The organism is Streptomyces inhibens (genome assembly GCF_022221585.1).
Taxonomy (GTDB): domain Bacteria; phylum Actinomycetota; class Actinomycetes; order Streptomycetales; family Streptomycetaceae; genus Streptomyces; species Streptomyces inhibens.
The window spans coordinates 928,574-949,648 of sequence record NZ_CP084681.1 but is presented as its reverse complement, the minus strand read 5'-3'; the positions used below and the strand labels follow the sequence as shown (position 1 = coordinate 949,648).

The following is a 21,075-nucleotide window of genomic DNA, read 5'->3' as shown; positions in this document are numbered from 1 at the left end:
GAGCGAGATTCCAATCCCAGTACGAAGTGTCGCTCGCCTGTACGGATCTACCGCTGACGGTGTCAGACCCCGCTGCCACCATCCGACCATGCTCATCAGCCCGAAATCAGCCCGCGCCATCTTCATGGACCTCACCCAGCACTGGGCCGTTCTCCTAGACCCGGCCGTCCTGCTCCGCACCTACCTCCTGCACCACCACGGCCGCACTGTCATCGGCGACGTCGCGCTGCGCAGCTACAAGCACAAGGCGCGCTGGACGTATGACGAACGCGACGTCCGCCGCGCCGGCCGCGCCTTAGGACTCCTAACAAAAGTGGTGGACTTGACCTGGTCGGAAATCGGTGTCGCGCACGAGGCCGCCGGGTATTGGGACGCAGTCAGCCGCGTAATCGCACGCGATAAACCCGGCGACGTCGGCGATCATCCCCGGGATACTGGTCGCCCATGGATGAGGTCAAAGTCGTTGTCGCCCATTCCGAGCGCGCGACCCTGCGCGTCGGCGACGTGTTCCTGAAGGTGGACGCCGATCAGGCGCGCATCGACGTCGAGGCAATGTCCCTCGCGCCGGTCCCGACCCCGGAGGTCCTGTGGCGCAAGCCGCCCGTGCTCGCGATCGCCGCACTCCCGGGGACGACGCTTGGGCGCCTCGGCGGGCCGTCGACCGGGTCGTCGGCGGCGTGGGCCGCGGCGGGCGCCGCCATCCGGAAGCTGCACGACGCGCCGCTGCCGCCCCGGCCCGGCCGGGCCGGCCGGAGCATCGTCGCGCTGGCGGCGGAACTCGACGACGAGTGCGAGTTGCTCGTGACGAACGGCCTCCTGCCCGCTGACCTGGTCACCCACAACCGCCAGGTCGCCGAGGCCGCGCTCCGGCCCTGGACTCCGGCGTTCACGCACGGCGACCTGCAGATCGCGCACGTCTTCGTCGACGGCGGCGAGGTCACGGGCATCATCGACTGGTCCGAGGCGGGCCAGGGTGATGCCCTGTACGACCTCGCCACCTTCACGCTCGGACACGAGGAGCACCTCGACGACGTCATCGCCGGCTATGGCACCGACATCGACCTCGACGTGATCCACGCGTGGTGGTCGTTGCGAAGCCTGCTGGCAGTTCGCTGGCTGATCGAGCACGGCTTCGACCCGTTCGCGCCGGGCTGTGAGGTCGACGTGCTGAGGTCCCGGTTGTGAGGCTGCGCGGGCCCGACTGCTACGAATGCGTTCTGACGCATCGAGCAGGCCATCCCCTGGGCTGATCGCCCGCCCTTACTCTCGACAAAGTGCGGTGCGCAGTCGTCGCCAGCAGATGACGGCGCAGCCGAGGGTGACGAACGCGTGGTGGATGTCGTCGCGGATCTCCCAGCGGATACGCAGGCGGCGGAACCAGTGCAGCAGCGCGATCGCTCCTTCCACGACCCAGCGGTACACGCCCGGACCGGAGCCGTGCCCGGTGCCGCGCCGGGCGAGGTGCGGGGCGATCTGGAACCGGCGGACCTTGTCCCGGTAGACCTCGTGGTCATAGCTGCGGTCGGCGTACAGATACTTGGGGCGGCGCAGTGGCTGGCCGCGCTTGCCGCGGATCGGCGGGACGGCCTGGATCAGCGGGATCAGTTGGGTGACGTCGTTGCGGTTGCCGCCGGTGGTGATTGCCGCGAGCGGGATGCCGTGCGCCTCGACGATCAGGTGGTGCTTGCTGCCGGCCTTGCCCCGGTCCACCGGGGACGGACCGGTGGCCGGCCCGCCCTTCATCGCGCGGATGTGGCTGGAGTCGACCGCTGCGCGGGAGAAGTCGAGTAGGTCTGCGGCGCGCAGCTCGGACAGCAGCAGCTCGTGCAGGTGCTGCCATACCCCGGCCTCGTTCCAGTCCCGCAGCCGTCGCCAGCAGGTCATCCCCGAGCCGAAGCCCAGCTCCTGGGGCTGAAACTCCCAGCGGATCCCGGTGTACAGCACGAACAGGATCCCGCACAGCACTTTGCGACTATCCAGGCGCTTACGACCTGGACGCCGCGGATTACGTGGGACGACCGGCAGCAGCGGATCGATGCGCGCCCACAACTCGTCGTCGATCTCCCACGGTCTGGCAGCGGTCTTCCTCGTCTCGACTGGCTCCCACCCCCTTCGGCCAGCATCAACGAGAACTGACACGCAGTCATTCCCGGAGGTCCAGAAACCTCCTTTTGTTAGGAGTCGTTAGCCGAGCTCCGCATCGACCTGGATGACCTCGCAGAGGTCTACCTGCCCGAGTACCGCGACAACCGAGCCCCAGAGGAATGGGACCGTCCCGACTGGCGCCGCCAGCTGATGTCCAGGATGTTTGATGCCGCCCACCGCAAGGCGTTCCAGGAACACCGCCCGTACGACGAGAACTGGGACTCCTGGAAGAGGATCGGGGACAACGGCCTGCCTGGCGGACTGACGATGACCGAGTTCATCCAAGCCCGCAGCAACAACTCGTACATGCAGAACATCGCAGGCACCAAGCCGCGTCCACTGCTCTCCTGGTCGGGCGAACACTGGCTCCTGCCCCGGGCGTACGCGGACCTGCTGGACCGCTGGGAACGGCTGGAGGACGACCTGACCAACCAGGCCCGGATCTGCTCCGGCTGCAGAACCCAAGGCCCACGCTGGGCCTGGCGCACGCCCACCGCCAACGGCTACATCACGCTGTGCCCGACGTGCTCGGGCGCGGCATACCAGACCTACCGAGGCCACCTTCGCGGCGTGCCGTACGAGTCACTGCCACGCACCATGCGCGCTGACGACTACCTGTGCCGGCTGTGCGGCCAGAGCCGAGCGTTCACCTGGGACCACTGCCACGACCACGGATACGTCCGCGGCCCACTCTGCGCCAGCTGCAACACCTTCGAAGGCAAAGGCGTCAGGTTCCTCCTCCGAGAAGGAAGCGTGCACGAGCGATCGTCGTACTGGAGCCGGGCGGCGTCGTGCTCGACAACGAGGAACAGGGGCGGCGAGGGCCTCGTGCCCGGCATCCACGCGGCATTCGCCCACGGCAGACGAGAAACGGGCCCAAAGGACTGGAACCTCCTCCGGGACCATGTCAACGTACAGCGTCCCGTAAAACACCAGGTCAGCGCAGAAGTGCGGACTTCCGCACGGCCGGCAGCAGGCCAGCCGTGCGGAGGTCCGTACCCGCGTCCCACTCGGTCTCGCCGAGGCCCAACCCAAGGAGGCCCACCTGTCGAATCCCGCACTCCGGTCCGCCCGCTTCACTGGCCCCGTCCTCTTGGCGCTCGGCGCCATGAACGCGTGGACCGCACAGCAGCGTGATGACTACGGCGCCCTGTCCACGGCACTGTGCCTCTGCGTCTGTGCGGCCGGGCTGTTCGGCGAGGACCTCGTGCAACGCGGCTACCGTCGTGATCGAGCGATCCTCGCGCACATCGCGAGGCGCCCCGGCGCCGCCCCCGACACATCGCCCGCGCTGTCGGCGCTTCCGAGCGTGCCGTGGCTCGCAACCTCGACCGGCTCATCCCGAACCGCCCGTCAGACCAAAGACATCCACCTCTGACACGTCCACGGCCACCCGCCCCCTCAGCAGCGCCAGGCCGACGGACCGCGCCATGCGCGCGGCGAGAGCTGCGTCAGCCGCCTTCGGCATGCGGCCTGCAGTGGTCGGCGCGCGGGCCGGCCCCCGTTCGATTCTCCCCAGATTCTCCCCAGGGCCCATGAAGCGGCGCAGTGAGCCCAGAGTCGAGGGACGACCGCACGGTTGCTGGCCTTGCTGGTGATTACTCAAAGTGACTGCCAGGGCTTGAAGGGAAGGTGCAAATTTCGCACACTGCTGCCGTCCTGAGTCGCGTTGCGTAGGGGTTGCTGGAGGCCCGGTGCAACGCCGGTATGTGTCGGCGTTCGTGCGTAGATCGTGCCGACGAGGGTTGGCGCTAACGAGATCGCCGCTCACGACGAGATCGTGGAGTGCACTCTGCGGGGGGCCCGAGTGTGGTGGGTCCCGGGGCCTACTTGCCCCAGATCTTCCGGTACGCCGCGCGGTAGCCAGGTGGGTCCCACGATGTGAGCCCGCCGCTGTTGGCGGCCGTGGCGATGTGCACGGGGGCGATGTATCCGCTGGCGGGCTTTCCGGAGAAGGCGCGGTTGAATTCGTCGATGATCTGCCAGCCCTGTTGGGAGAGTGGTTCGGGGACGGTGGCTGTCTGGAACTGTTTGCTGTTGATGCGTTGGAAGGCGGAGGGGTCGCCGTCGCCCGCGCCGATGTTGTAGGGGGCGGCGCCGCCCTTTTTGCGGGCTGCGCGCAGGGCCGGGGCGGCGTCGGCGAAGTAGACGTCGTTGATGGCTACGGAGTGTGTCCAGGTGTCCGGAAAGCGGGAGAGGAGTGAGGAGACTTCCTGGGGGGTTCGGCTGCTGGTGTCCGAGATCGGGATGTTCTCCTCCGCCAGAAGCTTCACGCTGGAGCAGGTGGCGAGTTCTTTCTTGATGAGTTCGGACTTGTTCCTTGCGAACGGAATCGAGGCATCGGTGAACACGACGACTCCGGCGTTGCCGTGGGAGTGCGTGATGATCCAGTCCGCGCTGATCTTCGCGACATCCTGGACCTTGGTGGTGATGTTGCTGAAGAGCTCGGGGGCCTTGCTCGGGCCGGGGGAGTCGACCGCGTGCCAGCCGATGAGCGGGATGTGTTCCGCGTTGGCCTTCGCGACCTGTTGGGACGTCAGATGGGGGTCGAAGCCGCCGATGACGATGCCCGAGGGCCGGAGGGCGATGGCTTGGCTGAATGCCGCTTGGATCCCGGCGGGGGTGCCCTGGCCGTCGATCACCCGGACGTTCCAGCCGATGGCTTGCGCGGCTTCCTTGACGCCCTTGGCGGCGCCTGCGACGCCGGGGTTGGTCATGGTCTGCGCGACATAGACGATCTTTTTGCCGGAGGCTGCCCTGGGGCCCGTGGTGGGGCCTTTCCAGGTGAAGTCGGTCTTCTCGGCCCGCTGGACGGCCGCCTTGTCTCTCGCCAGGACGGTGGGGCAGCCGGCTTTTGTCGGCCCTGCCGAGGAGGGCCCGACGCCGGTCGATGCGCCACGCTCGCAGCCGACGAGGACACTGGCCGCCACTGCCAGCACGACTGCGTTGCTGACCGCGGCCTTACGGTTCGGGTGCACGGGCGCTCCTGGCGGAGGGGACGACGCGGCAGGGACGGCAGGGGGGCGGCCGGGTGGGGACAGCCGGAGGTCACGAGGTGACTTTGGGCAGGTCATGGAGTGTTCGGGGAGGTTCTGTCCGTCGTTGGCGCAGCTGTCGGCGAGCGGCATAGCCGGCCATGCCGACGGCGATGAGCAGGGTGGCGCCGTTGAACAGCGGGGTGACCCAGAATTGGGCGCCGAGCTGGCCGATGCCGGCGAGGCCGATGGCGAGGATGACGACGGCGACCAGGGTGCCCAGGGCGTTTGCACGGCCGGGTTTGATCGCGGTGGAGCCGAGCAGCGCACCGACGAAGGCGGGCAGCAGGTAGTCCTGGCCGACGGTGGGGTTGCCGATGCGCTGCTGCGCGGCTAGCAGCACACCGGCGATGCCGACGATCAGGCCCGATCCGGCGAAGGCGTAGATGACGTAGCGCCGGGTGGGGATGCCCACCAGGTCGGCGGTGCGGGGGTTGGAGCCGATGACGTACAGGTACCGGCCGAGCGGCAGTCGTTCCAGGAGCAGCCACAGGACGGCGGTGAGGGCGAGGACGTAGAAGGCGGGCACCGGCAGGCCGAGGAATCTGGAGTCGTAGAGGTCGGTGAAGGCGGCCGGCAGTCCGTGCGGGCCGGGGACGATCCGGGCCCCGTTGGTGATCCAGCCGGTGAGCGCGTACAGGATGCTGCCGGTGCCAAGGGTGGCGATAAAGGAGTCGATCTTCGCGAATTCGACGACGACACCGTTGAAGGTGCCGACGACCGCCCCGCCGAGGACCACCACGAGGCAGGTGAGTGGCCAGGGCCACGCTTCGTTGGCGATGAGCTGCATCGTCATGACGTGCGCGAGGCCGAGGCCGTAACCGATGGACAGGTCGAACTTGGCGGTGACGATGGGGATCATCGCGCCGAGCGCGAGCATGGCGGGGATCGACTGGTTGGACAGGACCTCGGAGATGTTGTCCAGGGTGGGAAAGGTGTCCGGCAGGGTGAGGGAGAAGGCCAGGAACAGCAGGGCGGTGAGGGCCAAGAGGCCGTAGGCGCCGATGAGGTGACCGAAGCGACGGCCCAGCGGGGAACGGGGGGAGGGGGTCATGGTCTCGTTGTCCAGGTCAGGGCGGCCATGGCCGAGGAGGCGTGGGCGAGTTCGGTGACGGTGAGGGCCTTGCCGCTCAGCTCCACCGTCACCGCCCCGCGGACGAATACCAGGGCTCGATGGCACACGTTGGCGACCTCCTCGAAGTCGGTGGAGATGAGCAGGACGGCGAGGCCTTCGGCCAGCGCGTCCTGGAGCAGGCGGTAGATCGCCGTCTTGGCGCCGATGTCCACCCCGGCGGTCGGCTCTTCGAGGATCAGCAGGCTCCGGCTCATCCTGAGCCACCGGCCGACCATGACCTTCTGCTGGTTGCCCCCGGACAGGGTGGCGATCGGTGCCTCGCTGTCCCGGGGGTACACCGAGAACCGTTTGATCAGGTCAGTGGCCTCGGCCCGCTCGCGCCGGGGGCTGATCCAGTGCAAGGCAGGCAGGCCGTCCGCCCGAGGGTTGGCCAGGAAGTTTTCCCGTACGGTCAGTTCGGCGGCGCAGCCCTCATCCTGACGGTCGCTGGTCACGAAGCCGACGCCGGAGCCGACGGCGGCCGCGACCGTGCCCGGTTCGTACGGTCGGCCGTCGAGCAGGACCCGCCCGTCCACGATCTGCCGGGCGCCGGCGAGGGCGCGGCCCAGTTCCATGTGTCCGGCGCCGGTGAGGCCCACCATGCCGAGGATCTCACCGGCGCGCAGCTCCAGGCTGACCGGTGCCGTGTTGTCGGTCCGTGCGCGCTCAAGGCTCAGCACGGCAGGGCCAGCGGCGGGGGCGATCCGGTAGCCGCCCGGTTCGTGTCCCACGATGTCGTGCACCAGCTGGGCCGGACTGTGGTCGGCGAGCGGGCCCTGGCTGATGAGGTGGCCGTCGCGCAGGACGGCGAAGACGTCGGCGACCTTGTACACCTCGTCGAGCCGGTGGGTGACGTAGACGATGGCATGGCCCTGGTCGCGCAGGGTGTGCAGTACGTCGAAGAGCCGTGCGCAGTCCGCCGCCGGGAGGCTGGCGGTCGGCTCGTCAAGGACGATGAGTTCGGCTTGAGTGGACAGTGCGCGGGCAATGGCCACCAGGGAGCGTTCGGCTCGCGGGAGGTCGGCGAGGGTGGCGCGCGGGTCGAGATGCGCGGCGACGATGCCCAGGGCCTCGGTGCATCGCTTCTGGGTCTTCCGCCAGGACAGCAGTCCGGCGCGGCGTGGATAGCCGGTGCCCAGGGCGATGTTCTCGGCGACCGTCATCCACTCGACCAGTCCCAGGTCTTGGTGGATGAAGGACATGGTGCGGGAGGCCGCTTCGGTGCCGAGCGGGTGTCCGGCAACGGTCACCTCGCCCTCGTCCGCGTGGTGGATGCCCGCAAGTACCTTGATGAGGGTGGACTTTCCGGCACCGTTGGGGCCGAGGAGGGCGAGGATGCTGCCGGAGTGGATGTCGAGGTCGACCGCGTCCAGCGCGAGTGTGCCGCCGAACCGCTTGCTGAGACCGCGTATACGGACGAGAGGCTCCGGGCCATGGCGCGCGGGAGGGGTGCTGTCAGGAGCGTCGTGCACAGACTTCTCCGGGGGTCGGCCTCTTGGTACTTCCCGACTGAATCGGCAATGCTGCTGAGCGCTTCGCGGTGGTGATTGCGCCGTGTGGTGTGGTCTTGCGGCGTATTACCGGGACCGGTTACCGCATTTCCGCCATGCTACGACCCCTTTTGACTTCGAGGCCGGATGGGCTATTCGATGGCGGGAATGTCGTCGAAGCATATTTCGAGGGTTTCGGGCTTTCCCGCGGACACTTCCAGCGCGCATTCGGCCCATATGACCTTGCCGTTGGGGGTGTAGCGGGTGCCCCAGGCCTGGGTGAGTTGTGCGACGAGGAACAGCCCGCGGCCGCCCTCGTCGGTGGTGGCCGCGTGGCGCAGATGCGGGGCGGTGCTGCTGGTGTCGGAGACCTCGCAGGTCAGCGTGCGGTCGTAGAGCAGGCGTACCTGGATGGGGCCGGTGCCGTAGCGGATGGCGTTGGTGACCAGCTCGCTGAGCAGTAGTTCGGTGGAGAAGGCGACCTCGTCCAGCCCCCATGTGGCCAGTTGGTGCGTAACCGCGGCGCGGATGCCGGAGACGAGTGCCGGGTCGGCCGGCAGGTCCCAGGTGGCGATGCGTTGCGGGTCCAGGGCGTGGGTGCGGGCGACGAGCAGTGCGATGTCGTCGGCGGGGTGGTTGGGCACCACGCTCTGGAGAACTGCCTCACAGGTCTCCTCCGGTGGGCGGTTCGGGTGGGCCACGGCTCGGCGCAGCTGGTCGAGGGCCGTGTCGAAGTCGCGGTGGCGGTCCGCGATGAGTCCGTCGGTGTAGAGAACGAGCTGGCTGCCTTCGGGGAGGTGGAACTCGGCGGTTTCGAAGGGGAGACCGCCCAGGCCCAGCGGCGGACCCGCGGGCAGGTCGGGGAGGGTGACGGTGCCGTCGGGGCCGACCAGCGCGGGTGGGAGGTGGCCGGCGCGGGCCATGACGCACTTTTGCGAGGTCGGGTCGTAGATGACATACAGGCAGGTGGCGCCGATGATGCCGGTGCCGCCGGCGGAGCGTTCCTCGCCGCCCTCGTCCCGGTCGAGGCGCCCCACGAGATTGTCCAGGTGTGTGAGGACCTCGTCCGGGCCGAGGTCCAGTTCGGCGAAGTTGCGCGCGGCGGTGCGCAGTCGGCCCATGGTGGCGGCGGCGTGCAGCCCATGGCCGACGACATCCCCGACGACGAGCGCGACACGGGCGCTGGAGAGGGGAATGACGTCGAACCAGTCCCCGCCGACTCCGGACTCGGCGGCCATATAGCGGTAGGCGACCTCGACGGCGTTCAGCTCGGGGAAGCTGTGCGGCAGCAGGCTGCGCTGCAAAGCAAGGACCATGGTGTGCTCGCGGGTGTAACGGCGGGCGTTGTCGATGCAGATGGCGGCGCGGGTGGTGAGTTCCTGGGCCAGCGAACGGTCGTCGTCCCCGAAAGGGGCAGGGTCCCGTGAGCGGTAGAAGCTTGCGACGCCCAGGGCGATGCCGCGGGCGAGGAGGGGGACGGCGATGAGGGAGTGGACGTTGTGGTCGAGAAGGTCCTGGGCGTGCCCGGGGTCTTGGGCGATCCAGCCTGTTGCGGTCCTCAGGTCGGGCTCAAGTACCGGCTGCCCGCTGGCCAGACAACGGAGCTGGGGTGTGGAGGAGCGAAGGTCGACCCGTCCACCGGCAGGGTAGAAGGGGCAGTCTTCGCGGATGCCGTGGACCACCGTGCGGTAGAGACCGGTGCGGGGATCGGTCGGCTCCTCGCCGCGCAGCACTGCCTCGGGAAGGTCGATGGTGACGAAGTCGGCCAGGCGCGGGACGGCCATCTCGGCGAGTTCCCGGGCGGTGCGGCTCACGTCCAGGGTGGTGCCGATGCGGGTGCTGGCCTCGGACAGCAGCTCCAGGCGGCGTCGGGCCGCCACCGCGTACTTCCCCACTCCCGGTTCGCCCACCAGCACCAACCCACTGGTCGCCCTGTCGGTGGTGATTCCGGCGGCGCCCGGCGTGCCGGGCCTGCGGACCGTCGTGGCCGCCCGGCCGGGTACGGCGCCGGGAAGGTGCCCGGGCAGCGGGGCGGTGCGGGCGAGGGCCTGCGGTGCCAGGGGGCGGGGCGATACATCGGCTTCGACGGGGACGGCGAGGCGCTGTTGCGGTGAGGGGAAGACCGCTTCGATGACGACGCCCTCCACGCCGGAGGGGCTGGTCACCGGGCGGCTCAGCAAGGTGACCCGCCGTCCGCCGGGCAGGGGTACCTCGACGGCGGCTCGCTGCGGCGAGGAGATCAGATCGGCGGCCTTCTCCTTGAGGATCAATTCGTCACGCCAGTCCAGTCCGCCCTCGGAAAGCTCGCCCAGCTGGCCGTTGTCTGTCGTTTCGCTGGTCGGGGCACGGCGCCTGGCGTCGAGGTACGCGTCGAGCAGGGCGCGTTCCCGCGTCGAACTCTGCTCCAGCAGCCGTCGTTCGATCGCGCGGGCTGCCTTGCGGATCACGGAATTCAGCGCCACATCCGCATCGGTGAGCGGATAGCCGAAGCAGAGAATGCCTTCTATGCGTCCACTGAGCAGGTCCCGGACGGGAATTGCCGAACATGCATTTGATTGCGAGCGTTCGGCGAAGTGCTCGGCGCCATAGACGTTGATCAGCTGTCTTTCCGCAAGTGCCAGACCGATTCCGTTGGTTCCGCCGAACTGCTCGGCGAATACGAAGCCCGGGACACTCTGGATCGCGGCCAGACGCCTCACCAGAGAGGCGTCACCGAAACGGCGTTGCAGCACTGCCCCGCGTGCATCGGCAAGGGACACATTCATGTTCCTGCCCTCGAACCTGGACTGCAGCCGGTCCATTACGGGCGCAGCGGCGCGGACGAGCCGGCCGTCCAGATCGAGATCCTGGAGGAAGGGAAGCTCGCATCCTTCCGGCGAGAGCCCCAGCGATCGGGAACGCTGCCACGAATTCAGGATCGGGCTTCTCACGTTCCCTTCGACCGACCCACCGCGAAGGAACTGCTCACGGGCGCGTGCGGGGCCGATGCCATCTGCCACGAGCCCCATCCAAATCACTTCCCATATAGGTACGTGCCGCTATGGCCGCCCGTACGTCGGAGCAGCTGTACCGTTTGATCCAATTGTAGAGCTTTGCACATATAACGGTACTGAGTGCGGACAGGGAAGAGAAGCGCCGGGCGTTCGCATTCCGGAGCCGGGGCATGCCGACGGTGACGACCTGGCCCTACCGGGCTTACCGGGCTTGCCGGACGCCGTCGGACACTGCCGGCCGTGGCATCGGTGCCATGCGGCTCGGCCCTCACAGAACCGCGACCGGAGTGACGGGCGAGCCCGTGCCGCCGGGGATGTTCAGGGGGGCTACCAGGAGTAGGAACTCGTAACGGCCCGTCTCGGTGCCGGCGGCGGAGAGCGCTTCGAGGTCGAGGTTGTCCAGGAGCGGCACTCCCATCGCGGCGACGGCGAGCGCATGGACCGGAGAATGCAGCCCCTCGACCGGCGAGGGCCGTACGTCGCTGTCGCCGTCGCCGCCGAGCAGGGCGATGCCGCGCTCGGCCAGTAGAGGCAGCGCGTCCACGTGGAAGCCGGCGCTCGCCGTGTCGGGATCCCAGGCGCCCAGCTCCTGGCGACGGCGGAAGCAGCCGGACCGCAGCAGCACCGCGTCACCGTCGCCGATCGTCACATCGAGCGCCTTCTCCGCGGCAACGATGTCCTCGGCGTGCACCGCCCGTCCGGGTTCCAGCCACTTGCCCCCCAGGACAGCGGGCAGATCGAGAAGCACGCCTTTGGTCGCGAGGGCGCCAAGCGCTGATACGGCACCGAAGCGGGCACCTCCGGCGTCGATGAGCTCGCGCGCGGTGCGCCCGTCGTAGAGCTGCCCGCGGTAGGCGACGTGGGACAGTGCGTCCAGATGGCTGACGGCCTTGCCGTGGTAATCGACGGCGATGAAGTCCTTGTGGGTGGAGGGTTCAGCAGGCTCGACATCGCCGAGAGCGGACATGTAGTGCAGGGCGGGCTTGCTGTTGTCCGGGCCGGGCACCGTGTTCCAGGGGCGCGCCATCGGGACGACCGTTCCGCTCCGGACCAGGGCGGCGGCCCGCCGTACGTGGTCGGGAGTCACCCGGTTCCAGGCGCCGCGGTCGGCAGGGGCCCAGCGGCCCCACGTACGGACCGTCGCGAACAGCGCGTCGAACTCCTGGCGGGAGACGGCGGGCCCGTTACCGGTGCCGGCCGGCGGGGGAGCCGGTACATCGCCGGCGTTGCTGGTCATCTGCTACTCAGCGCTCCAAGGGGGACAGGGCGGGCGCCGACAAGGGACCACCCATTGAGCCGGGCCGCCGGATTCGGCGGTCGGTAGCGCGCGAGGCGTCTGGTGGTGCCCGCGGCGGCAGCGGCTGCCCGTGGCATCACGCCACCAGGGGCCGGTCCATCGGGGTGATGGGGGCCGGGAGCTCGGTGGAGCCGGTCAGATAGCGGTCCGTGGCCGCCGCGGTGGCCCGTCCCTCCGCGATGGCCCACACCACGAGGGACTGGCCGCGCCCCGCGTCACCTGCCACGAAGACCCCGTCCGTCGTGGCGCGGACCGCCGGCTCGGCCTGCTCGGCCCGCTCCGCCGTTCCGGCCGCGAAGCCGACGTCCCGGGCGAAGTTTCCCCGGTCGTCCAGGCTGAGCCCGAGCTGCTCCATCAGACCGGTGCCCCGTTCCGGGCCGGAGAAGCCGAGGGCGAGCAGAACCAGCTCCGCCGGGATCACCTGCTCGGTGTCCGGCCGTGGCCTTCTGGCCGTGGGCTCCACTTCCGTCAGACACAGCGCGCGCACATGGCCTGCCGTGCCGGCTTCGAAGCGGAGGGTGGCGGAGGAGAAGAGCCTCGGATCCGTGCCCTCCCGGCCCCGGGCCTCTTCATGGGCGTGGGAGATCCGGTAGACCTTCGGATACGTGGGCCAGGGCTCGGTGTCCGGCCGGGTGTCGCCCGGCTCCGGGTTGATGTCGAGCTGCACCACGGAGGCCGCGCCCTGACGCAAGGCGGTGCCCAGGCAGTCCGAGCCGGTGTCCCCACCACCGACGATCACCACATGCTTGCCCTCGGCGGTGACGGGGGACGAGGCGTAGTCGCCCTCCCCGACCCGGTTGGCGAGGGTCAGGTAGTCCATGGCCTGATGGATGCCGTGCAGCTCGCGGCCGGGAACGGGGAGCTCCCGTCGTTCCATGGCTCCGACGGCGATGACCACCGCGTCGTGGCGCCTTCTGAGCTCGGTGGCGTCAAGATCGCCGCCGACGTCCACACCCGTGCGGAACTTGGTGCCCTCCGCCCGCATCTGCTCGATGCGGCGGTTCAGATGCTGCTTCTCCAGCTTGAACGAGGGGATGCCGTAGCGCAGCAGTCCGCCGATGCGGTCGGCGCGCTCGTAGACGGCGACGGTGTGACCGATGCGGGTGAGCTGCTGCGCTGCCGCCAGTCCCGCAGGTCCGGAGCCGATGACGGCGACGGTCTTCCCGCTGAGCCGCTCCGGCGGATGCGGGGGCGCGTACCCGCGCTCCCAGATCTGGTCGGCGATGGCCTGCTCGACGTTCTTGATCGTCACCGGATCGGCATTGAGGGCCAGCACACAGGCGTCCTCGCACGGCGCCGGGCACAGCCGTCCGGTGAACTCGGGGAAGTTGTTCGTCGCGTGCAGCCGCTCGGCCGCGGCTCGCCAGTTGCCCCGCGTGGCGTACGCGTTCCACTCGGGGATGAGATTTCCCAGCGGACAGCCGCTGTGGCAGAACGGTATGCCGCAGTCCATGCAGCGGCCCGCCTGCTCCGACATGAGCGGAAGCAGCGCCTGTCCCGCGTAGACCTCGTCCCAGTCGTTGAGCCGTTCTTCGACGGGGCGCGGCGGGACGGGCCGACGGGGGATCTTGAGGAAGCCGTAAGGGTCGGTCATGCGCCGCCTCCAACGCTCACGCGTGGTGCAATACGGCGTTTTCGCCAGCGTACGCCTGCTTTGTTCCGCTTTCACCGGTCGGCGGGCCCGAGTCGGCCGGTCGTGCGGCCGACCGGGGCCGGGGGAGCGGCCGACGCGGACGGGCGTGCAGCCGACGCGGCCGGGGGAGCGGCAGGCGCGGACGGGTCGGAGTCCCAACGCTGTCCCGTAAATGATCTCCAGGTCGGAGCTGGGCGCCGGTCGCACGACGAGCCTTGAACGCCACAGCAATCCCCAGGGCACCGCAGAGGAGGCAGCCGCGGATCATCGGTCCTGAACGATCTCCGAAATCTGGAGACGGGCCCTGCCCGCGGTGCTTCAATATCCCCCGTCAGTACGGTAGTTGACCATCCGGAAGAGGGCGCGGGGATGCGGAAGTCCTACTATGCGGCACACGTCTACATGATCCTCGGGCTGATCTCCGGGCTGTACTACCGGGAGATCACCAAGATCAACGATTTCGAGGGCGACACTCAACTGTCGGTCGTACACACCCATTTGCTCGCGCTGGGCATGCTGGGCTTCCTCATCGTCCTCGCCCTCGACAAGCAGTTCCAACTGTCCGAGTCGAAGCAGTTCACGTACTTCTTCTGGTTCTACAACGCGGGCATCGCGATCACCGTTCTCACGATGCTCATCCGCGGCACCCGGACCGTGCTCGGCAACCCTGTCCCCGAGGCCGTGTCGTGGATCGCCGGCCTGGGCCATATCGTCCTCACGGTCGGGCTCATCCTGCTGTTCGTCCTGCTCGGCAAGCGCCTCAACGAGCACACGAAGACAGGGCCCGCGGAGGCGGAGCCGGTGAAGACCACGACCTGATCACTTCCGCGCCCCTCCACGCAAGGTGGCGCGCGACTTCGGGGAGCCACGCGTCGTAGCAGGTCGTGAAGCCCACGCGGCCGTCGCCCGGCAGGTCGAGGACGACGAAGCGGTCTCCGGGGACGTAGGGCTCGTGGGGCCGCCAGGGGAAGATCTTGCGGTAGGAGGCGGCCGGCCATCCCTCGGGCGAGAAGGCCAGCGCGGTGTTGAACAGTTCGCCGCCGAGTTCCCGCTCGCACACGCTCCCGGGCACCAGCCAGATACCCAGGTCGCCGGCGAGCCGGGCGAGCTGCTCGGCATGGTCTCGGGCCGCGGGGAACATCACCATGAAATGAGAGCAAGGTGGGCTCTTTTTCTTGCGGCAGCCGCCGAGGTCCACCGCCTGATCGATCACCGGCTCGTCCTCGAATGCGGCATCGCCCACCTGGCGGCCCTCAACGCCGACGAAGCGGCCCTCGCGACCTCCTCGACGGGCTGGTCGCGGACATGGACGGAGCACAGAGCCGGACCGAATTCCGCAGCTACGAGGAACGCTGTTCCGCAGCTACGAGGGACGCTTCCACCTCGCGGTGGCCGATGCCACCGGCGTCACCTTCGCCGCCGCGCCGTACGGCGCCGTATTGCAGGGCCTCTACCGTTACTACCTGCCCTACCCCCTGGACGCCCTCCGGCAGTCCAACTGCGAACACCGTGCACTGGTGGACGCCGTACGCCGCGGCGACCCGATGGGCGCGGTCGACATCGCCCGGCGCCACGTCGCGCCATTGCACCGCACCATGTTGCTCGGCCTCCCGGACGCCGCCCGGCCTGCGGTCGGCGAGCGACCACATCCGCCCGCCCCGACCGGTGATTCCTGAACGGACACCGCTGAAGCCGACGCAGCCTTGGCGCGCATCGGGGGCCCATCGGCGCGAGGATCCGCCCGGACGCTCGGCCGCACCCCACCCCCCGAAACTGCCTGACGCCCACGGCACGGCATCGTGCCCGGTTTGGGGTCACCTGCGGGGAATGAACCGGGCCACCCCGTCGCCGGCCGCGATGTGCAGATGCAGGTGGCGGTTGTGCTGCTCGTCTCCGAGGGACGTCGCGACGTTCATCCAGCAGGGTCCTGCGGCGAGCTGCCCGCCAGCTATGTCTTCGACGACCCCGAGCAGATGCGTCTGCGCACCTATAAGGGCATGCTGGTGAAGGGAAGGACCCGAGGACCAGAAGGTGATCGCCGCGCGGATCCGCCGAATGAATCTCGATGTGCTCGCCGTTCTGGAGATCGAAGACATCGACACGCTTCGGTTCTTCGACGCTCAGGAACTCGATCACTCTGCTCATTCACGACGTTCGTCGAAGGCAACGACGAATCGCCCGCATTCGCCGCGCTGGCAAGCTCCTCACATCTGATATTGGCCAAAGGGCCCGCCCAGCCTGACTGTTGGACAGCAATTGGGAGGACGGACACATGCCGCTGAATCAGTATGGTGTGTTGGCATGCAGGGCGGTCGAGCGACGGCGTGAAGGTGGCGACGATTCGCCCCACTATCAGGTCCACCTCACCGACAACGACGGCACCTCCTATCGCGCCGCAATCAACGTTCTTTCCCAGCAGTCCCCGTCCGAGCTCCTGTACATAGCTCTTGACGACTTCCGGCATCCGATGACCCAACTGCTCCCGCCGGCCGGCAGCGGTTGGACGTCATTGCCGTCGCGCGCGGGTACAGCCAGCCTCGACTTCATTCGCGGCAACCTTTTCGATCCGTCGCAGATGCGGACACTGCCACCTGAACTGCCCGGCGTGGACAACGACCTGGCCGACCTTCTCGACCACTCCGTGGAGCGGGCCATCGCCGATCGGACGGCATCCGTCTATATCTTCGGGCAGCGGTTCGGCGAACCGGCCGCCGTCGACAAAGTGTTCCGCTTCCGCCCGAGCGACGGCATCCATGACGTTCACATGAACCAGGGCAATACCGGGCGGTTCCGCGAGGACGACGGAGTGTGGCAGGACGGTGGCCTGCTCCTGCACTTCCCCGCCGAATCCCGGTGGATCGCCATCTTCCTGGCGTTTCAATCGCAGGCATGGCACACCGACGACACCACGGGCCACACCATCGCCGCCGCGCCTCCTCCGCCCGCCGGCGGCGAGGAGACCCTTCGCATCCTCGCCGCGTTGGTCAACCCCGTCGGCCCAGCACCCGAGGCCGAAACCGTCACTCTGGTCAACACCTCTGCCGCCCCGGTCGACCTGAACGGGTGGCACCTCTCCGACCAGCAGCAACAATTGCTGGCATTGCCCGCCGGGCGCCTTGAACCGGGAACCACCATCGTCGTCCCGGTTCACAACGGATTCCATCTCGGCAACCATGGTGGATCGATCACCCTGCTCGATCCGGCCGGACTCAAGGTCCACGGTGTGGCTTACACCGAACAACAGGCCCAGCGTGAGGGGCAGACGCTCACCTTCTGACATCACGGTCGGGAACGCTCTCCTGTCACTGCCAGGGCTTTGCGCGTCGACAAGCTGCGTGGACCTGCGGGCATCATCGACACCGGCGCCTGGCGTCCTGCACGGGCACTGAGGGACCGAGGCCACGGTTTCCCGGCATGCCCGTGTGGGGGCGACCGTTCGCTGCCGGAGGTCGGGGCGTTCTACTGATTGATCAACGAGCGGTGCAGGTGGTGGACGCCGGCTGAACCGTTCTGAACCGTTGCTACTGCCAGCCGGAATGCAGGACCGGCCGGCCACCGGGTCGTCCCAGGGATGAGTTCGCCGTCGCGGAAGATGTATACGTCACGCATGGCCCATCAGCCGGACATTGTTGAACGTCTTTCTAATGATTCCTTCTAGTTCTGATTGCATTAGGGTGTCTACATGACGTCGACGGGACCGCACCATGTCTCCTAAACAGCAGCGCGGCGAGGCCACCGTCGACCGCCTCCTGACCACCGCGCTCCAGGTGTATGCCTCATCGGGCCAGCAGGGGTTCACGGTGAACGCGGTCACCGCGGCCAGTGGCGTCAGCCTCGGCAGCCTCTATCACCACTTCGGCAGCTTCGACGGTCTCGCAGCCGCTCTGTACACCAGGTGCATGGGGCAGCTTTTCGACGAGCTGACCGCTGCCCTGACCCGTACCCGTACCGCTCGCACCGGCGTCCGCGCACTCGTCGGGGCCTATCTGCGCTTCACCGAAGAGCACCCGGACGCCGCTCTGTTCATCCATGCCTCCGCCTACTCCGGCTATCTCGCGGCCCACGCCGACCAGATCCGCGCGGCCAAGGCGGTCATGCTGGGGGGCGTCGTGGAGTGGATGCGGCCGCGGATCGAAGCCGGCGAGATCGCGCCCACCCCCGAGCCCCTGATCGAGGCGCTGGTCATCGGACCGGTTGCCGAGACCGCGCGCCGCTGGCTGTCCAGCACGTACGACGTCGATCTCGCCCAGGCTGCGCGGATCCTGCCCGACCGGATCTGGCGGTCCCTGCGGCCGGAGTAGCTAGTGCCGTAGCAGGGAACGTTTGCCCTGTTGTGACGTAACGCGCCGTCCAGGTGCCGTGCCGGGCGGCGCGTGCCCGTCACCCTGTCCGGGTGGCAGAACGAGTACGTGTACGCGAGATCGATGACGACGAGGGCGGACGGCTGTTGCGGATCATCCGCAGGGGTGCCTGGCGGTGGTGACCTGGCGGCGGGCCCAGATGGTGCTGCTGTCCGCGCAGGGCATGCCGGTGGCGAGAATTGCCGAGGTGTCGTTCACCAGCGACGACCGGGTCCGGGATGTGATCCACAACTTCAACGCCGACGGCTTCGAGTCGCTGTATCCGAAGTTCAAGGGTGGTCGGCCCAAGACGTTCACGCTGCCCGAGCGGCGCGAGATCAAGAAGATCGCGAAGTCCAAGCCGACCGAGCGTGACCGGCCGTTCTCGACCTGGAGCCCGTCAAAGCTGGCGGACTTCCTGGTCGCTGAGGGGGTGGTCGACGACATCAGCCACGAGGGCCTGCGCATCCTGCTCCGCGAGGAAGGTGTCTCCTTTCGGCGCCTGAAGACCTGGAAGACCTCCCGCGACCCCGACCACGCGGCCAAGAAGGCGCGGGTCGAGCACCTGTATGCGATCGCTGACGGAGAGGTCATACCCGAGGACGGCGAGCCCGAAGTCATCGTCAGCATGGACGAGTTCGGCCCGCTCAATCTGATGCCCCACCCGGGCAGGCAGTGGGTCGAACGCGGCGGCAAGCACAAGGACCCCGACCGCGAACCGCGCCGACGGCGGCGGGCGACCTACAACCGCTACGGCGGGTACGGCACCTGTTCGCCGCACTCGACCTGGCCAAAGACAAGCTCTACGGCCACATCAAGCCCATCAAACGGCGCACTCAGTTCCTGGAGTTCTGCCGCTACCTGCGCTCGCTCTACCCCACCGACTGTGCGGATCGCGATCGTCTGCGACAACTTCTCACCCCACCTGACCACGAAGAAGTGCCAGCGGGTCGGCTCCTGGGCGGCAGCGAGCAACGTCGAGATCGCCTACACCCCTACCAACTCCTCGTGGCTGAACCGCATCGAGGCTCAGTTCACCGCCCTGCGCTACTTCACCCTCGACGGCACCGACCACGCCAGCCACAAGGAGCAGGGCAGCATGATCCGCCGCTACATCATCTGGCGGAACAAGCACACAGTCGATATTCGCTTGCGCGCCATCGTCACTCGGGTCAACGTCGCCTGACACCTTACGAAGGCAGAGAAGATGACCACGCAGACCCACCACGTCGACCACGAACTCATCCAGGCCGCGGCGCAGGTCGCGCGCACTTGCTGCCGGGGCGACAACCACACCATGGCGGCCGCGGCCCGTGCCCAGGACGGCCGGATCGTCACCGCAGTGAACGCATACCACTTCACGGGAGGCCCCTGCGCCGAGCTGGTTCTCATCGGCGCGGCAGCCGCCCAGCGCGCCTACGAGCTGGACACGATCGTCGCCGTGGGCGATCGCGACCGGGGGGTCGTTCCCCCGTGCGGACGGTGCCGCCAGGTCCTTGTCGACTACTTCCCGGACCTGAAGGTCATCGTTGGGGCAGGCGACCGCCTCCGGACCGTTTCCATCACCGATCTGCTTCCCGAAAGCTACATCTGGGCCGACCACCAGCTCGACACTGAGCAAACCGAGCCACTCAGCACGAGCTGACATTGCCAGACTTCAACAGGGCGAACGTTGCCTGATGCGGCACTAGGGCTGCCCGTCCGGACGGCGTTTGCGGGCGAGATGGGCGTGTGCTTTTTCGCGGAGCGGGCGTACCGACCGGGTGGGCGGATGGGCAGGGGGGCGATCTGGGGGAGGAGTAGCCAGCGCATGCTCTGAACCCAGGAGTTGTCGAGGAAGCGCATGACGCCGGTGAGGGTGAACAGCCCGCCGAAGTGAGGCGGGCTTCCCGGCTGTTGTTCAGGCGGCACCACTGAGTCCCGTCAGCGTCATGGCCTGGTCCCACACCCGCTGCGCCACGGCCGGATCGGCTGCGATGGGCTCAAGGGGTACCTGCTGGTCGATGTCGAAGTAACGGCCGGAAGGGCCCCCGGACGAGAGGGCGAGCCGGACCACGGGGGCGGCGCCTTGCCCTGGTGCGGCCCAGGAGCGCTTCACCGCCTTCAGTAGCAGGCCACGCACCCCGCCGGGGTCTCCGAGGCCGGTTCTGATCACGCCCGGGTGTACCGCGTCGATATGCACGCCCGCTCCCTGCCAGCGTCTGGCGAACAGCGGGAGCATGAGGAGGTTGGCGAGTTTGGTGGTGCAGTAGGTGCGCATCCGGTGGAAGTCGGCTCCGACGGGAGTCCGGTTCAGATCGAGCCGCCCTTTGATGTACAGGCCGGCGCTGACTTGGACCACCCGGGTCCGGTTCGCCAGCAATCGCTCCTCCAGCAGGTGATTGAGGAGAAACGGCGCCAGATGATTTACGGCGAATGCCCGCTCCAACCCGTCCGGAGTGTGCACCAACCGGGACGGCCAGATTCCCGCGTTGTGCACCAGTACGTCGATGTGCCCGCACTGCCGTAGCAGCCCGTCCGCCACCGATCGCACCTCGGACAGTACGGACAGATCGCCGACCACGAGGTGGACCGATCCGCCCAGCGCCGCAGCCGCCCGTTCGCCCCGCTCCCGATCCCGTGCGATCAGCACAATCCGGCAGTTCCGCCGGACGAGTTCAGCGGCCACCGCGTACCCGATGCCGCGGTTGCCGCCGGTGACCACCGCCGTAGTGATGTCCTCCATGGCCGGCACTCTAGAGCATATCTAGAAGATCATTCTAGAAAGATGCTTCAACTCAGGCGTTCTGTCATGCACACTGGGCCGGGGCCGTTCCGCTGTGCTCTCCTTCGCTGCGCTGTTGTGCGAGGGCTCAGTTCACCGGCCCTGTTGACGGCCAGCCATCGTGATAACTCACGGCGTATATAGAGGATCCGGCATCGTGAATCTGAAGAATCGGATCCGCCGAGGCGTATTGGCGGGCTTACTCGCTGCCCTTCTCGCTGCCTTCTCGCTGCCCTTCTCGGCTTCCCGGCGCCGGAGAGTGGA

General features: G+C 68.1%; 20 protein-coding genes. 11 read left to right on the top strand and 9 right to left on the bottom strand.

Annotated elements, in window-relative coordinates; genetic code table 11:
• Nucleotides 1–88 precede the first annotated feature (88 nt).
• Both KI385_RS04550 and KI385_RS04545 read left to right on the top strand, forming a co-directional pair.
• Entirely contained in the window at nucleotides 89–514 is a 426-nt protein-coding gene (locus KI385_RS04550; RefSeq protein WP_238570933.1) for a hypothetical protein, read from the top strand.
• Nucleotides 445–1,185, top strand: a complete 741-nt coding sequence (locus tag KI385_RS04545) for a phosphotransferase family protein (protein WP_238570932.1) — start codon at nucleotides 445–447, stop codon at nucleotides 1,183–1,185. The genes KI385_RS04550 and KI385_RS04545 overlap by 70 nt, the downstream gene beginning before the upstream one ends.
• Nucleotides 1,186–1,260: 75 nt before the next feature.
• Here KI385_RS04545 and KI385_RS04540 read toward each other — a convergent pair whose 3' ends face one another.
• Nucleotides 1,261–2,061: an IS5 family transposase gene (locus KI385_RS04540; RefSeq protein WP_238577560.1), complete on the bottom strand. Its 801-nt coding sequence runs from the start codon at nucleotides 2,059–2,061 to the stop codon at nucleotides 1,261–1,263.
• 234 nt (nucleotides 2,062–2,295) lie between these two features.
• Here KI385_RS04540 and KI385_RS44155 point away from each other — a divergent pair, with 234 nt between their 5' ends.
• A complete protein-coding gene (locus KI385_RS44155; RefSeq protein ID WP_342593433.1) occupies nucleotides 2,296–3,282 on the top strand; it encodes an endonuclease domain-containing protein in 987 nt (328 codons plus the stop codon).
• Nucleotides 3,254–3,523 (top strand): hypothetical protein, encoded by a 270-nt coding sequence (locus KI385_RS04530; protein WP_238570931.1) that lies wholly within the window; start codon nucleotides 3,254–3,256, stop codon nucleotides 3,521–3,523. Before KI385_RS44155 ends, KI385_RS04530 begins: the two co-directional genes overlap by 29 nt.
• 448 nt (nucleotides 3,524–3,971) lie before the next feature.
• On the opposite strand, the gene KI385_RS04525 is transcribed toward KI385_RS04530, so the two are convergent.
• From KI385_RS04525 to KI385_RS04500, 6 genes are all read right to left on the bottom strand, one after another.
• A complete protein-coding gene (locus KI385_RS04525) occupies nucleotides 3,972–5,123 on the bottom strand; it encodes a substrate-binding domain-containing protein (RefSeq protein ID WP_425356866.1) in 1,152 nt (383 codons plus the stop codon).
• Between the two features lie 70 nt (nucleotides 5,124–5,193).
• Nucleotides 5,194–6,234 carry an ABC transporter permease gene (locus tag KI385_RS04520; RefSeq protein WP_238570930.1) on the bottom strand — a complete coding sequence of 347 codons (1,041 nt, stop codon included), beginning with the start codon at nucleotides 6,232–6,234 and terminating at the stop codon, nucleotides 5,194–5,196.
• The gene (locus KI385_RS04515) at nucleotides 6,231–7,766 is read right to left on the bottom strand and encodes a sugar ABC transporter ATP-binding protein (protein ID WP_238570929.1); all 1,536 of its coding nucleotides are present in this window, start codon (nucleotides 7,764–7,766) and stop codon (nucleotides 6,231–6,233) included. The genes KI385_RS04520 and KI385_RS04515 overlap by 4 nt, the downstream gene beginning before the upstream one ends.
• 170 nt (nucleotides 7,767–7,936) lie before the next feature.
• Nucleotides 7,937–10,792 (bottom strand): SpoIIE family protein phosphatase, encoded by a 2,856-nt coding sequence (locus tag KI385_RS04510; protein WP_238570928.1) that lies wholly within the window; start codon nucleotides 10,790–10,792, stop codon nucleotides 7,937–7,939.
• Nucleotides 10,793–11,045: 253 nt separating this feature from the next.
• Complete coding sequence (locus KI385_RS04505) at nucleotides 11,046–12,014, bottom strand: cyclase family protein (protein WP_238570927.1); 969 nt, start codon at nucleotides 12,012–12,014, stop codon at nucleotides 11,046–11,048.
• Nucleotides 12,015–12,150: 136 nt separating this feature from the next.
• The gene (locus tag KI385_RS04500; RefSeq protein ID WP_238570926.1) at nucleotides 12,151–13,668 is read right to left on the bottom strand and encodes a glutamate synthase subunit beta; all 1,518 of its coding nucleotides are present in this window, start codon (nucleotides 13,666–13,668) and stop codon (nucleotides 12,151–12,153) included.
• A 408-nt stretch (nucleotides 13,669–14,076) separates the two neighbouring features.
• Here KI385_RS04500 and KI385_RS04495 point away from each other — a divergent pair, with 408 nt between their 5' ends.
• Entirely contained in the window at nucleotides 14,077–14,526 is a 450-nt protein-coding gene (locus KI385_RS04495; protein WP_238570925.1) for a DUF2871 domain-containing protein, read from the top strand.
• Here the strand turns inward: KI385_RS04495 and KI385_RS04490 are convergent.
• Nucleotides 14,468–14,950, bottom strand: coding sequence for a carbon-nitrogen hydrolase family protein (locus tag KI385_RS04490; RefSeq protein ID WP_238570924.1), 483 nt, complete (start codon nucleotides 14,948–14,950; stop codon nucleotides 14,468–14,470). The genes KI385_RS04495 and KI385_RS04490 overlap by 59 nt on opposite strands.
• A gap of 145 nt (nucleotides 14,951–15,095) precedes the next feature.
• On the opposite strand from KI385_RS04490, the gene KI385_RS04485 reads away from it, so the two are divergent.
• The 6 genes from KI385_RS04485 to KI385_RS04460 all read left to right on the top strand — a co-directional run bounded on the left by KI385_RS04485 (nucleotide 15,096) and on the right by KI385_RS04460 (nucleotide 19,692).
• Complete coding sequence (locus KI385_RS04485; RefSeq protein ID WP_238570923.1) at nucleotides 15,096–15,383, top strand: FCD domain-containing protein; 288 nt, start codon at nucleotides 15,096–15,098, stop codon at nucleotides 15,381–15,383.
• Nucleotides 15,384–15,738: 355 nt separating this feature from the next.
• A complete protein-coding gene (locus KI385_RS04480; RefSeq protein WP_238570922.1) occupies nucleotides 15,739–15,921 on the top strand; it encodes a hypothetical protein in 183 nt (60 codons plus the stop codon).
• A gap of 58 nt (nucleotides 15,922–15,979) precedes the next feature.
• On the top strand, nucleotides 15,980–16,984 hold the full coding sequence (locus KI385_RS04475) for a DUF2278 family protein (protein WP_238570921.1): 1,005 nt from the start codon (nucleotides 15,980–15,982) through the stop codon (nucleotides 16,982–16,984).
• Between the two features lie 427 nt (nucleotides 16,985–17,411).
• Entirely contained in the window at nucleotides 17,412–18,008 is a 597-nt protein-coding gene (locus tag KI385_RS04470) for a TetR/AcrR family transcriptional regulator (protein ID WP_238570920.1), read from the top strand.
• Between the two features lie 199 nt (nucleotides 18,009–18,207).
• Nucleotides 18,208–19,233: an IS630 family transposase gene (locus KI385_RS04465; protein ID WP_238570919.1), complete on the top strand. Its 1,026-nt coding sequence runs from the start codon at nucleotides 18,208–18,210 to the stop codon at nucleotides 19,231–19,233.
• Between the two features lie 21 nt (nucleotides 19,234–19,254).
• Nucleotides 19,255–19,692: a cytidine deaminase family protein gene (locus KI385_RS04460; RefSeq protein WP_238570918.1), complete on the top strand. Its 438-nt coding sequence runs from the start codon at nucleotides 19,255–19,257 to the stop codon at nucleotides 19,690–19,692.
• Between the two features lie 255 nt (nucleotides 19,693–19,947).
• Here the strand turns inward: KI385_RS04460 and KI385_RS04455 are convergent, their stop codons facing one another.
• Nucleotides 19,948–20,772, bottom strand: a complete 825-nt coding sequence (locus KI385_RS04455) for an SDR family NAD(P)-dependent oxidoreductase (protein ID WP_238570917.1) — start codon at nucleotides 20,770–20,772, stop codon at nucleotides 19,948–19,950.
• Between the last annotated feature and the right edge of the window lie 303 nt (nucleotides 20,773–21,075).